At 67.7% G+C, this 11,295-nt stretch carries 11 protein-coding genes; 1 reads left to right on the top strand and 10 read right to left on the bottom strand.

Features of this window, described 5'->3' with window-relative positions; genetic code table 11:
• Nucleotides 1-3: 3 nt before the first annotated feature.
• The gene (locus ABJK26_RS02415) at nucleotides 4-342 is read left to right on the top strand and encodes a DUF1640 domain-containing protein (protein ID WP_347240656.1); all 339 of its coding nucleotides are present in this window, start codon (nucleotides 4-6) and stop codon (nucleotides 340-342) included.
• Here the strand turns inward: ABJK26_RS02415 and ABJK26_RS02410 are convergent.
• The 10 genes from ABJK26_RS02410 to rdgB form a co-directional block, all read right to left on the bottom strand.
• Nucleotides 326-2,578, bottom strand: a complete 2,253-nt coding sequence (locus ABJK26_RS02410) for an endonuclease MutS2 (RefSeq protein ID WP_347240620.1) — start codon at nucleotides 2,576-2,578, stop codon at nucleotides 326-328. The genes ABJK26_RS02415 and ABJK26_RS02410 overlap by 17 nt on opposite strands.
• Before the next feature lie 22 nt (nucleotides 2,579-2,600).
• Nucleotides 2,601-2,927: a hypothetical protein gene (locus tag ABJK26_RS02405; protein WP_347240619.1), complete on the bottom strand. Its 327-nt coding sequence runs from the start codon at nucleotides 2,925-2,927 to the stop codon at nucleotides 2,601-2,603.
• Between the two features lie 5 nt (nucleotides 2,928-2,932).
• Nucleotides 2,933-4,645: a glycoside hydrolase family 13 protein gene (locus tag ABJK26_RS02400; protein ID WP_347240618.1), complete on the bottom strand. Its 1,713-nt coding sequence runs from the start codon at nucleotides 4,643-4,645 to the stop codon at nucleotides 2,933-2,935.
• Complete coding sequence (locus ABJK26_RS02395) at nucleotides 4,642-4,974, bottom strand: DUF86 domain-containing protein (RefSeq protein WP_347240617.1); 333 nt, start codon at nucleotides 4,972-4,974, stop codon at nucleotides 4,642-4,644. The genes ABJK26_RS02400 and ABJK26_RS02395 overlap by 4 nt, the downstream gene beginning before the upstream one ends.
• The gene (locus ABJK26_RS02390; RefSeq protein ID WP_347240616.1) at nucleotides 4,971-5,258 is read right to left on the bottom strand and encodes a nucleotidyltransferase family protein; all 288 of its coding nucleotides are present in this window, start codon (nucleotides 5,256-5,258) and stop codon (nucleotides 4,971-4,973) included. The genes ABJK26_RS02395 and ABJK26_RS02390 overlap by 4 nt, the downstream gene beginning before the upstream one ends.
• A 4-nt stretch (nucleotides 5,259-5,262) precedes the next feature.
• Nucleotides 5,263-6,582, bottom strand: coding sequence for a sugar ABC transporter permease (locus tag ABJK26_RS02385; protein ID WP_347240615.1), 1,320 nt, complete (start codon nucleotides 6,580-6,582; stop codon nucleotides 5,263-5,265).
• Nucleotides 6,583-7,911, bottom strand: a complete 1,329-nt coding sequence (locus ABJK26_RS02380; protein WP_347240614.1) for an ABC transporter permease subunit — start codon at nucleotides 7,909-7,911, stop codon at nucleotides 6,583-6,585. It lies immediately after the preceding gene.
• 59 nt (nucleotides 7,912-7,970) lie between these two features.
• On the bottom strand, nucleotides 7,971-9,164 hold the full coding sequence (locus tag ABJK26_RS02375; protein ID WP_347240613.1) for a maltose ABC transporter substrate-binding protein: 1,194 nt from the start codon (nucleotides 9,162-9,164) through the stop codon (nucleotides 7,971-7,973).
• A 170-nt stretch (nucleotides 9,165-9,334) separates the two neighbouring features.
• On the bottom strand, nucleotides 9,335-10,366 hold the full coding sequence (locus ABJK26_RS02370; protein ID WP_347240612.1) for a hypothetical protein: 1,032 nt from the start codon (nucleotides 10,364-10,366) through the stop codon (nucleotides 9,335-9,337).
• Nucleotides 10,363-10,974 (bottom strand): RdgB/HAM1 family non-canonical purine NTP pyrophosphatase, encoded by a 612-nt coding sequence (gene rdgB, locus ABJK26_RS02365; protein ID WP_347240611.1) that lies wholly within the window; start codon nucleotides 10,972-10,974, stop codon nucleotides 10,363-10,365. Before rdgB ends, ABJK26_RS02370 begins: the two co-directional genes overlap by 4 nt.
• Nucleotides 10,975-11,295 lie beyond the last annotated feature (321 nt).

The raw sequence follows: 11,295 nt of genomic DNA, 5'->3' as shown, positions 1-11,295 counted from the left end.
CCAATGACCGTAGAGGAGCGCCTCTACAAGCTGGAGGGCATCGTGGAGGGGGTGATGGCCGTCCTCCCCGACCGGGTTTCGGCCCTGGAGGCGAGGATGGACCTTCTCCGCCAGGAGGTGAAGGCGGAAATCGCCGGGCTTCGCCAGGAGGTGAGGGCGGAGATCGGCGGTTTTCGCCAGGAGGTGAAGGGGGAGCTTGCGGGCCTCCGCCAGGAGATGGAGGAGAGGTTCAACGGGCTCCGCCAGGAAGTGAAGGCCGAGATCAACACGGCCTTCAACAAGGCCATGCTCTACTTCACGGCGATCGCGGTGGTCCTTGGGGTTCTCACCCTTTTTCGCTAGCCGAGCCCCTAAGGAGCACCACCGTGACCCCGTGCCCCCCCTCGTGGGGCGGGGCGTCGGCGAAGCTTTCCACCCGCTTGTCCCGCCTTAAGGCCTCCCGGATGGCCTGCCTAAGGGCCCCCGTCCCCTTGCCGTGGAGGAGGCGGAGGGTGGAAAGGCCCAAGGCCCGGGCCTCCTCCAGGGCCTGGTCCACCTCGAGGAGGGCCTCCTCCACGGTGAGGCCCCGGAGGTCCACCTCCTTCACCTCCCGGCTCGGCTTGGCGAGGAGGGGTTTGGGCAGGGCCTCCTGGGGAAGAGGCTTGAGCTCGCCCGCCTTCAGGCTCATCTTCAGGGGCCCCACCTGCACCAAGGCCTCCTCCCCCCTGAGCTCCACCACCCGGCCCCGTTTGCCCAGGGAGGGGACCTCCACCAGGGTCCCCGGGGCGAGGCCCGGGGGGGGCGGGGGCGGCGGGGCCTTCTTGGCGTAGCGCTCCTTTAGGGCCATGAGCTCCCGGAGGGCGTCCCGCTTGCCCTCGGTCTTGGCCTTTTCCTTGAGGGCCTTAAGCTCGGCCTCCACCTTCTTGAGCTCGGCCCGCACCTCCTCCTCTAGGGCCCTTAGCCTTTCCGCCCGCTCCTCCTCAAAGCGGGCCTCCCGCTCGGCCAGGGCCTTTTTCAGCCGCTCCGCCTCGGCGAGCTCCCTAAGGAGCCTCTCCCGCTCCGCCTGGAGCTCCAACCGCTCGGCCTCCAGGCGCTCCAAAAGGGCCTCCAGCCTCCCCCCCTCGGGAAGGAGGGCCTCGGCCCGCCTGAGGACCCCTTCGGGGAGGGCGAGCCTCCTCGCGATGGAAAGGGCGTAGCTCCTCCCCGGCACCCCCAGCACGAGCTCGTAGGTGGGGCGGAGGGCCTCGAGGTCAAAGCGCATGGAGGCGTTCTGGATCCCCTCCCTTCCCTGGGCGAAGGCCTTTAAGGGGGAGAGGTGGGTGGTGACCATCCCCTTGATCCCCTTCTCCAGGAGGGCCTCGAGGATGGCCTGGGAAAGGGCCGCCCCTTCCTCGGGGTCGGTGCCGCTCCCGAGCTCGTCAATGAGGACGAGGCTCCCCTTTGTGGCCTCCTCCAGCATCTCCTTGAGGCGCCTTAGGTGCCCGGCGAAGGTGGAGAGGTTCTCCTGGAGGGACTGCTCGTCCCCGATATCCGCGAAGACCCGGTCGGGCCAGGCGAGGAGGGCCTTTTCCGCCGCCACGAAGAGGCCCGACTGGGCCATGAGGACGGCGAGGCCGAGGGTCTTTAGGAGGGCGGTCTTCCCCCCCATGTTGGGCCCGGAGATGAGGAGGATGCGGTTCTTCTCGTCCAGGGCGAAGGAGTTCCGCACGGGGTTTGGGATCAAGGGGTGGAAGGCCCGGAAAAGCTCGTACCGCTCCCCAAAGGCGGGGCGGGAAAGCGAGAGGTCCCGGGCCAAGGCGGCCTGGGCCTGGACGAGGTCCAAAAGGCCCAGGACCTCCAGGGTCCCCGGCACCCCCTCGTCCTTGGCGAGCCTTTCGGAGAGGTCGCGGAGGACGCGGTTAACCTCCTCCTCCTCCTCCAGCCTCAGGGCCTGGAGGCGGTTGTTGAGCTTGACCACGGAGAAAGGCTCTATGAAAAGGGTGGCCCCCGACTCGGAGGTGTCCAGGAGGATCCCCGGCACCTTCTTCGCCATCCCCGCCCTCACGGGGACGCAGTAGCGGTCCCGCCTTAAGGTGACGAAGCGGTCCTGGAAGGCCTCCCGGTTTCGGTCCATGAGGGCGTAGAGGCGGTCCAGGATCTGCTGGCGGAGGGGCCTGAGCTCCTTCCGGATCTGGGCAAGCCTCGGGCTCGCCTCGTCCTTCACCGCCCCCTCCTCGTCCAGGGCCTTCCTCACCCGCTCCAGGAAAGGGGTGTGGTCGGCGATGCCCTCGGCCACCCCGCTTAGGGCGTTCCTAAGGGGAAGGAGCTCCCCCTTCAGGGCCATGGCCTCCTCCAGGGCCTTCGCCGCCCTGAGGAGCTCGGGGCCGGAAAGCCTCGCCCCCGTGAGGGCCCTCCGGTAGGCCTCCCTTAAGGCCCCCGCCTCGGGGAGGGCGTAGGGGTAGCTCAGGGCCTCCCCCGTGAGGGCGTGGCGCCTCTCCGCCTCCTCCCGGGGAAGGGGGGCGAGGGCCAGGGCGAGCTCCCGGCCCAGGGGGGTCTTGGCCCTCTCCGCCAGCAGGGCCAGGACCCTCGGGAACTCCAGGACCTCGAGGACCCCCCGCACAAGGAAAGAGTATACCCCGGGCTTAGCGCTTCAGGAGCTTAAGGAGAAGCGAAAGCACCTCCTTCTTCGCCCCGAGCTGAGCCCCCTTGGCCACCAAGAGGCCCAGCCGGCCAAGCCTCCCCGCGGGAAGCCGGGTCAGGAAAGCCATAACCTGGGAAAGGAGCCCTTCCCTTTCCTCAGGGCTTAAGGTCTCCCAGCAGCGCTGAGCCCCTTCCACCAGGGCACGCAGGCGCTCCCGAAAGCCCTGGGCGCTGGTCCCCTCCTTGCGGAGGGCCTCCGCCTCGGCGAGGAGGTCAGCCCTCTTTCGCACCACCCGCCGCACCTTTCCCCCAAACCGCTTTAGGCGCATCCCCCTCATTCTAAGGGCTCCAGGAGGAGGTACCGCGCCGCTACCTCCCCCGCCACCTCCTCCTCCCTCAGGAGGTCCAGCCCCCGGGGCACGGCAAGCCTCGCCCCCTCCTTGGCGAAGTAGGCGAGGACCTCCCGCCCCCCAAGCCTCCTGCGAAAGGCCAGCACCCCCGTGGGGGCCTTAAGGGGAAGGAGGCCCCCAAGCCTCAGCACGGGGTAGGTCTTCTTGAGGCGCACCAGGCGGCGGAAGAAGCGGAGGAGGTCCTGGTCCCAGAGGGCCTCGTCCCAGGGGAAGGGGGCGCGGCAGTAGGGGTCCCCCCGCCAGACCTCGTAGGGGTTGGGCCGGGAGAGGCCCACCTCGTCCCCGTAGTAGAGGGCGGGGCTTCCGGGGAAGGCGAAGAGGAGGGCGTAGGCGGTCTTAAAGCGCTCCTTGTCCCCTCTAAGGCGCCAGAGGGCCCGGGGGATGTCGTGGGAGGAGAGGAGGGTGTACATGCTGTGGCGGAGCTGGAGGGGAAGGGCCTGGTAGTGGTCCAAGAGCGTCCGCCAGGCCTCCTCCGCCTCCAGGGCCACGGGGTTCCCGTGGAGGTCCCGCCCCGAGAGCCACGCCATCACCGGGTGGGCGAAGCCCGCGTAGTGCATGGCCCCGTCCAGGGTGTGGGCTCTTAGGGTGGGCACGGCGTCATAGGAGAGCTCCCCGAAGACCAGGGCGTCCGCCCGCTCCTCCTTGGCGGCCCGGGCCAGGGCCCGTAGCCAGCGGGCGTTTTTCCGGTTCGTCCCCCCTTCCCCGAGGGAGTGGGCCACGTCCAGGCGCCAGCCGTGGGCGAGGCGCATCCAGCGGCGGACGGGGGCCTCCTTCCCCAAGATGAAGCGTTCCTGGGTGAGCGCCGAGGCGTAGTCCAGCTTGGGCATGTGCTTCACGCCCCAGAAGCTGGCGTAGGCGCCGTCCGGGTAGAAGGTGAACATGCCCCTTTCGGGCGAGGTGGGGTCCTTCAGGGCCTTCTGGAACCAGGGGTGGGTCGCCCCCACGTGGTTGAAGACCCCGTCCAGGATGAGCCTCATCCCCCGGGCCTCGAGGGCCCCGTAGAGCGCCCTAAGCGCCTCCTCCCCGCCCAGGTGGGGGTCCACCCGGCCGTAGTCCTCGGTATCGTAGCGGTGGCTGGAGGGGCTTTGGAAGATGGGGGTGAGGTAGAGGGCCTCCACCCCGAGGGCCTCGAGGTAGGGGAGGGCCTCCAGCACGCCCCAAAGGTCCCCCCCGTAGAACTCCCTAGCCCCCTCCTCCCCCGGGGGTTCGTTCCAGGCCTTTTTGCGGATGGGCTTTCCCCCGTAAAGCCAGGCCCCGTCCCTTGGGACAAGCTCCGGGCGCCCCTGGCGGAAGCGGTCGGGGAAGATCTGGTAGAAGACCGCCCCCAGGGCCCACTCCGGGGGAAGGGGCTTGGCGAGGAGGTGGAAGAAGCGGTCGTAGCGGGGAAGGGTCTTCTCCAGCCCGTGGCTTCCCCAAAAGCCTTCGGGAAGGCGGAAGACGTAGCGAAAGGGGCTCGCGTGGACGGGAACCCGCGCCCTTAGGCCCCCTTCCCAGGGCTCCATGGGCTTTTCGTGGAGCTCCCCGTCCCGCTCAAAGAGGAGAAGCCCCTCCTTGGCCGCCGTCTCCAGGCGGATCTCCACCTCCTCCCCGAGCTCGGGGAAAGGAGGGTGGAGGTGCTCGAGGTCGTGATAGTTCATAACCTTTCCAAGAGGGTTTGCGCCTGAGCCTTCAAGAGGGGCAGGTCCCGGATGACCGTTTGCCAAACCTCTTCCAAGTCCACGCCGCAGTACTCGTGGACGAGGAGGTTGCGCATGGCCACCATTTCCCACCAGGGGAGGTGCGGGTGGGCCTCGTGGAACTCCCGCCCCAGCCTGGCCGCGGCCTCCCCGATGCGCTCTAGGTGGTGGACCATCCAGACCTGAACCAGCTCGTCTTCCAGGAAGCGCGCCTTTCCCAGGGCCGCGTACCGCTCAACGTTCGCGATGGCCTCCAGAATGTCCAGAAGCCTCTCCCGGGGGCTCCTCATAGGGGCACGGCCTCCCGCAGGACCCGCTCCCGGAGCCTCGGGGCCAGGCCTCCCTCGCTCACCACGTCCACCGGGACCCCTAAAAGCCCCTCCAGGGCCAGCTTGAGCCGGGCGTGGTCCAGGAGGGTGCGCCCCTCCTCAAAGACCACCAGGAGGTCCAGGTCGCTGCCTTCCCGGGCTTCCCCCCGGGCCACCGAGCCAAAGACCCGCACCCTCACCGCCCCGTGGCGGGCGCATAGGCCTAGGACGGCCTCCCTCCTGGCCCTGAGGGTCTCCAGGTCCATGCCCTTATTCTTTCACGGCCCCCGCGGTGTAGCCGGAGACGAAGTACTGCTGGAACCCGTAGAAGAGGAAGAGGATGGGCAGGGAGCCTAAGACGCTCGCCGCGGCGAAGACCCCCCACTTGGTCTGGAACTGCCCCGTGGTGAAGCTTCTTAGGCCCACGCCCACGTTCCAGCTCTCCACCCCGGTGAGGACCAGGTTGGCCAGGACGAACTCCGAGTAGGTGCCTACGAACTGGAGGAGGAAGATGAAGACGAACATGGGGGCGGAAAGGGGAAGGAGGATTTTGGTGAAGACCTGCCACTTTGTGGCCCCGTCCACCATGGCCGCCTCCTCGAGGCTCGGGCTGATGCTTTCCAGGTAGCCCTTGTAGACCCAGGTGCCGAAGCTGATGATGCCGCCGGAGTAGGCTAGGACGAGCCCGGTGAAGGTGTTCAGGAGGTCAAGCCGCGAGAGGAGGTAGTAGATGGCCACCAGGGCCAAAAACCCCGGGAACATCTGGACGAAGATGAAGAAGAGGAGGAGGGGGTAGCGCCCCGGCAGGTGGCGGAAGCGGGCGAAGGCGTACCCCGCCGTGGCGGTGAGGAGGACGGCGAGAAGCCCGGTGAGACCGGAGATGAGGAAGGTGTTCCGCACCCAGAGGAGGAACTTGGCCTCGGTGCCCTGCCCGGTGAACTGCCGGGGGGAGAGGAGAAGGGCCAGGGCGAAGACGAAGAGGGCCATGAGGAAGAGAAGCCTCCCCTGCCAAAGGTCCATCCAGGCCTCCGGGGGGAGAAGCCGCCTTAGAAGCCCGATGCCCGCCACCCCCAGGAGGGCGAGCCCCGCGAGGAGGGCGAGCCCCACCTGGTAGGGGTAGAGGACCACGCCCTCCACCAGCTTGGCGTAGTTTTCCAGGGAGGGCGCGGGCAGGTAAGGGATCACCTTGGCGTCCAGGAGGAGGAAGCCCGTCTCGGGCCTTTTGAAGCTGAAGAGGTTGTTGGTGGGGTCCAGGCTCGCCGCCACCACCTGGACCACCGGGTAGTAGACCAAGAGGATCAGCACCCAGAGGAAGAGGTGGGTCACCCCCTGGAGGAAGAGGGGCCAGGGGCTTTTCCGCCTTCCCTGGAAGCGGTTTGCGAGGGCGGTGTAGAGGAGGCTATAGAGGAGGATGAGGAGGACCAAGGCCCCGAGGAAGCCCAGGGCGTAGGCCCAGCCAAAGGGCACGAAGACGCTCCCGAAGGCCACCTGCTTGCGGTAGGAGCCCGCGTCAAAGAGGCGGTTCGCCGCGAACCAGTAGGCCCCGTAGAGGGCAAGGCCCACAAGGAGGAAGCCCAGCACCTTCCGCATCTACCGCACCTCCCTCAAGGCCCCCGTTGCCCGGAAGTTCACCAGGCTGATGAGCACGGTGATGGCGAAGATGACGAGGCTAATGGCCGCCCCCAGGCCGTAGGCCGACTGCCCCTCGGCGCTAAAAGCGGTCTTGTAGGCCCAGGAGATGAGGATGTCCGTGGCCTGGGCGGTGGCGAGCCTCCCCTCCTGGGCCGGTCCTCCTCCGGTGAGGAGGTAGATGAGGTAGAAGTTGTTGAAGTTGAAGGCGAAGGAGGAGAGGAGGATGGGGAGCATGGGCTTCTCCAGGAGGGGAAGGGTGATGCCGAAGAGGGCCTGCCAGGGGGTGGCCCCGTCCACCTTGGCCGCCTCGTAGAGCTCGTCGGGGATGGTGGAAAGGGCCCCCAGGGTGGCGGTCATCATGTAGGGGAAGCCGAGCCAGAGGTTGACCAGGAGGACCGCCACCTTGGCCCAGTCGGGGTCGTTGAGCCAGGGGATGGGGTAGACGCCTAAGACCCCGAGGAGGCGGTTGACCGCCCCAAAGTTGTAGTTGAGGAGGGCCACCCAGACCTGCACGGTGATCACGCCGGGAAGGGCCCAAGACACGATGAGGACCGTGCGGTAGAAGTTCCGGAGCTTGAGGCCCTTGTTGTTGAGGATGAGCCCGAGGACGAGGCCCAAGAGGGCGTTGAGGAGCACGGTGGCCGTGGCGAAGACCAGGTTCCAGAGGAAGACGGGGAGGAGGGCCTGGTTCGCCTGGGAGAGGATGAAGGCGAAGCTCCTCAGGCCCACGAAGTGGAAGGCGTTCACCTTGGCCACGAACTCCGCCCTAAAGGGCGGGACGCGGTCCAAAAGAAGGGTTTCTCCCTCGGCCTGGGCGATTCTCGCCCGCAGGCGGTGGCCCTCGGCGTACACCTCCACGGGCTCGCCCCGGCAAGGGTCGCAGCGCAGGGCCTCCGCCACCCCCGCCTCGAGGGAAAGCCTCGCCCCTTCCTGGGCCACCACTCGGGTCTCGGTGGAGCGGTCTGGGAAGCCGTTTCTCTGGCCCGAGTAGTCGGTGAAGGCCAGGTAGACCGTGAGGCCCACGGGGTAGAGGGTGAAGACAATGAGGAAGGCGAGGGCGGGAAGGAAGTAGTACCAGTCGGTGAGCCAGGGAAAGAGCTTGCCCACCCCCACCGCCCCAGGGACCAGGACCAGGAGGGCCACCCCCAGGATGGTCCAGCCGGGTGGGGCGAAGTGGACCTGGAGGAGGAAGTAGGCCAGAAGTCCCGCCCCCGTGGAGAGGAGGAGGAGGCCCAGGAGGAGGCCCAGGGCCAGGAGGAAGCCGCCGAGACCTGGGGGGTGTTTCATGGCCTAAAGATACGCCCCCCACGGGGGCCAGGTGTCCCGTGGGGGGTGGGCATAGGGGCCTACCTGCCGATGGCCTTCTTGATCTCGGCCACCATGTCTTCCACGATCTTCTTCACGTTGGAGTCGGGCTTCTGGATGGCCAGGGAGATGGCGTTCCCCCAGGGGCCCCAGACCTTGCCCATCTCGGGGATGTTGGGCATGGGGGTGCCCAGGGGGAAGACCCGGGAGAAGCCCGCCACCACGGGGTCCTTCTCCAGCTCCCTCACCGCGCTCTTGGAGACGGGGATGCGCCCCCCCGCCTGGTTGAAGGAGACCAGGTTCCGCCCGCTCACCAGGGTCTTGGCGAAGTTCACTGCCTGGGTCTTGTTCTTGGAGTAGGCGTTCACCACCACGCCCTGCACCCCCAGGAAGGGTCCCCAGGGCCCCTTGGCCCCGGGCGGGGTGGGGAAGGGGGCGATGCCGAAGTCAATCTTGGCCTTCTTGTAGTCGCCTAGGGCCCAGGGGCCGTTGATGATCATGGCCAGCGCCCCGTCCTTGAAGGCCCCGTCCGCCACCCCGTAGTCCACCCCCTCGGGGACCAGGTTGTACCTGAAGCGGAGGTCCTTGATGAACTGGAGGGCTTTCTCCCCCACCTCGCCCCCGATGAGGAGCCTGGAGGGATCCAGGTTGCCCCGGGCGTCCTTGGCGAAGACGTTCTCGGCGCCGAAGGCCTTGAAGAAGCCGAAGTTGAAGTAGGGGTCGCCGATGTTGTAGAGGAAGCCGAAGGTAGAGCCCGTGGTGAGCTTCTGCGCCAGGGCCAGGAACTCCTCAAAGGTCTTGGGGGGCTCCTTCACGTACTTCTTGTTGTAGATGAGGGCCACGCTCTCGGCGAAGGCGGGAAGGCCCAGAAGCTTCCCCCCGAAGGTGAAGGCCTCCACGGCCACGGGCTGGAGGTCGGCGAGGTAGCTTGGGGTCACGTACTTGCCCACGGGCTCCAGGACCCCGGCCTGGGCCATCTCCCCGAGCCAGTCGTGGGGGATGGTGATCACGAGGTCCGCCGCCTGGCCCTGGGGGGCCCCCAGGATGAACTTCTGCTTGATGTCCCCGAAGGGAACCTCCACCACCTCCACCTTGGTGCCGGAGGTCTTCTCAAAGGCCCGGGCCTGGGCCTTGAGCCACTCCAGCTCCGGGCCGCCGAAGTGGGTCCAAACCGTGATCTTCCCCTGGGCGAGGGCCAGGGAGAGGCCAAAGAGCAGGGCCAGCGCTTTTTTCATATCCCACCTCCGGGCGCGTGGTAGCGTTTCCGCTTAGGTTTTTCAGCGCGCCCTCGGCGCCAAGTATACCACCCGGTGCCGGAGCGCAACCTCAAGACCTAAGCGTTCGCCCAAGCCAAGGCAAAGCCCTTTCCTGAGCGTCCTTTGCCTGGGGCCCCCAGGCTGGGGGGTTAAAGGAGGGCCCGCGCCACCTCAAAGGCGATGAGGGCCAGGATCCCCACCTCCACCGCCTGGCTTCTCAGGTGGACCACCTCCTCGGTCACCATCTCGTAGGTGGCCTCGAGGACCCTAAGCTTCTCCTCCACGCTCCTTTCCAGCTCGTGGGCCCCGTAGAGCTCCAGGGCCGCCCGGTAGATCTTGGCGTAAAAGAGGTCCTCGGTGATGCGAAGGGCCCCTTCCATCCGGGCCTTTACGTCGGCGATCTCCGCGTGCCGGGCCATGAGGCGGCGGCGGAGGCGCTGAAGCCTCCCGTAGCCCCAAAGCCCCCGTTCTCTCAAGACCAGGGGCACGGCCTCCAGCTCCTCGGTGAGCACCCGGTCGTAGTAGGAGAGCTCCAAAAGCTGGGCGTGGACGAACTCCACCAGGTCGGCCACGTCCCAGATCCCCTCGGAGTCCAGGATGAGGACCCGGTCAAACCCCAAAAGGGCCAGGTCCTCCGTGGAGTAGCTGTAGCGGTAGCGCGCCATCTCCCGGCGCACCTCGGGGGCGAACTCCTCCTTGGCCCCCATCCAGAGGGGGGCGAGGTCCACCGGGGGCTTGTGGGCCTTGGCCCCTTCCAGGCCCAGGGCGTGGTAGACGGTGAACTCCTCGGAGAGGCGCTTCTCCTCGGGGCGGAGGAGGGCCCCCTGGAGGTAGGGCTCCAGGGCGGCGAGCTCGGCCAGGAAGAACCCCTCCCAAAAGGGAAGCTCGGGGAGGGCGAGGGCCTTTTCCAAAAAGGCCTCCCACGGCACCCTCTCCCCCAGGTGGATGCGGAAGGAGAGGGAGGCCACCCCGAACTCGTAAAGCCGGGCGGTGAGGAGGCCCGAGACCCCCTCCACGCTCCGCACCCCAAGCTCCACCTGGGCTGGGGGGTTCTGGAAGCGCACCGCCCCAAGCCTCGGCCGGGAGAGGCGGAGGCGGGGGGTGGCCAGGCGGCCCAGGTCAATCTCGTCCGCCAGGTCAAAGAGGCGGTAGAGGGCGATGTGGGGGGAGAGGAGGTTCATTCCAGCTTGGAGACTTCCCGGGGAGGAGGCCCGTTCTTATAAGCTTCCAGGAGAGCCTTGAGGGCCTTTCCCCGATGGGAGTGGCGGGCCTTCTCCTCCAGGGTCATCTCGGCGAAGGTCTTCCCCGCCTCGGGCACGAAGAAGAGGGGGTCGTAGCCGAAGCCCCCTTCCCCCCGGGGGGCCTCGAGGATCACCCCCTCCACGCTCCCCTCGTAGGCCTCGGCGTGCCCGTCGGGGTAGGCCAGGACCAAAACCGCCACGAAGCGGGCCTTCCGCTCCTCCCCCTTGAGGTGGCGCATCCTCTCCAGGAGGAAGACGTTCCTTTCCCGGTCCGTCTCCCGCCCCCCGTAGCGGGCGGAGTAGACCCCGGGCTCGCCCCCCAGGGCGGGCACCACCAGGCCCGAGTCGTCGGCCAGGGCGGGAAGCCCCGTGGCCTTGGCCACGTAGGCCGCCTTGAGGAGGGCGTTTTCCAGGAAGGTGGCCCCCTCCTCCTTGGGCATGCGCAAGGGGAAGTCGGCCAGGGAAAGGAGGGTCCAGCCCAAGGGGGCGAGGCCCTCCTTGAGCTCCCGCACCTTGCCGGGGTTGGAGGTGGCCAGGACGAGGCGCATCCTCCCTAGGATACCGCTTTTAAGGCGGCCACCACCTCCTAGGGGGTGTCCAGGGGGTGAGGAGGTGGAGGGCGTGACGGGGGAGGACCTCTGGGTGGCCGGTCAGCGGGTTCGCCCCGAAGGAGACCTGTGGGCCTCCATGGCCCCGGGTATGGTGGCGGTAGCAGGGAAAGGCGTCCAGGTGGCCGAACCCCGCACCTGGGCGTGCTTCCAGGGACCCGGCCCTTGGATGGGGGCGTCCGCTAAGTGCCCACACCTTGGCTTTGCAACACAAGACGCCCAAGCTTTGGCTGTGGGAAAGCCCTTTTGGGGCCCCCACCG

Origin of the sequence: Thermus sp., assembly GCF_039793865.1 — a bacterium.
Taxonomy (GTDB): domain Bacteria; phylum Deinococcota; class Deinococci; order Deinococcales; family Thermaceae; genus Thermus.
This window is presented reverse-complemented; position numbering and strand designations above follow the sequence as displayed.

What these genes read in the sequence shown, in the direction of transcription:
- rdgB (WP_347240611.1), bottom strand. Translation starts at nt 10,974, where the DNA reads ATGCGCCTCGTCCTGGCCACCTCCAACCCCGGCAAGGTGCGGGAGCTC.
- ABJK26_RS02380 (WP_347240614.1), bottom strand. Translation starts at nt 7,911, where the DNA reads ATGAAACACCCCCCAGGTCTCGGCGGCTTCCTCCTGGCCCTGGGCCTC.
- ABJK26_RS02405 (WP_347240619.1), bottom strand. Translation starts at nt 2,927, where the DNA reads ATGCGCCTAAAGCGGTTTGGGGGAAAGGTGCGGCGGGTGGTGCGAAAG.
- ABJK26_RS02415 (WP_347240656.1), top strand. Translation starts at nt 4, where the DNA reads ATGACCGTAGAGGAGCGCCTCTACAAGCTGGAGGGCATCGTGGAGGGG.
- ABJK26_RS02375 (WP_347240613.1), bottom strand. Translation starts at nt 9,164, where the DNA reads ATGAAAAAAGCGCTGGCCCTGCTCTTTGGCCTCTCCCTGGCCCTCGCC.
- ABJK26_RS02370 (WP_347240612.1), bottom strand. Translation starts at nt 10,366, where the DNA reads ATGAACCTCCTCTCCCCCCACATCGCCCTCTACCGCCTCTTTGACCTG.
- ABJK26_RS02400 (WP_347240618.1), bottom strand. Translation starts at nt 4,645, where the DNA reads ATGAACTATCACGACCTCGAGCACCTCCACCCTCCTTTCCCCGAGCTC.
- ABJK26_RS02395 (WP_347240617.1), bottom strand. Translation starts at nt 4,974, where the DNA reads ATGAGGAGCCCCCGGGAGAGGCTTCTGGACATTCTGGAGGCCATCGCG.
- ABJK26_RS02385 (WP_347240615.1), bottom strand. Translation starts at nt 6,582, where the DNA reads ATGCGGAAGGTGCTGGGCTTCCTCCTTGTGGGCCTTGCCCTCTACGGG.
- ABJK26_RS02390 (WP_347240616.1), bottom strand. Translation starts at nt 5,258, where the DNA reads ATGGACCTGGAGACCCTCAGGGCCAGGAGGGAGGCCGTCCTAGGCCTA.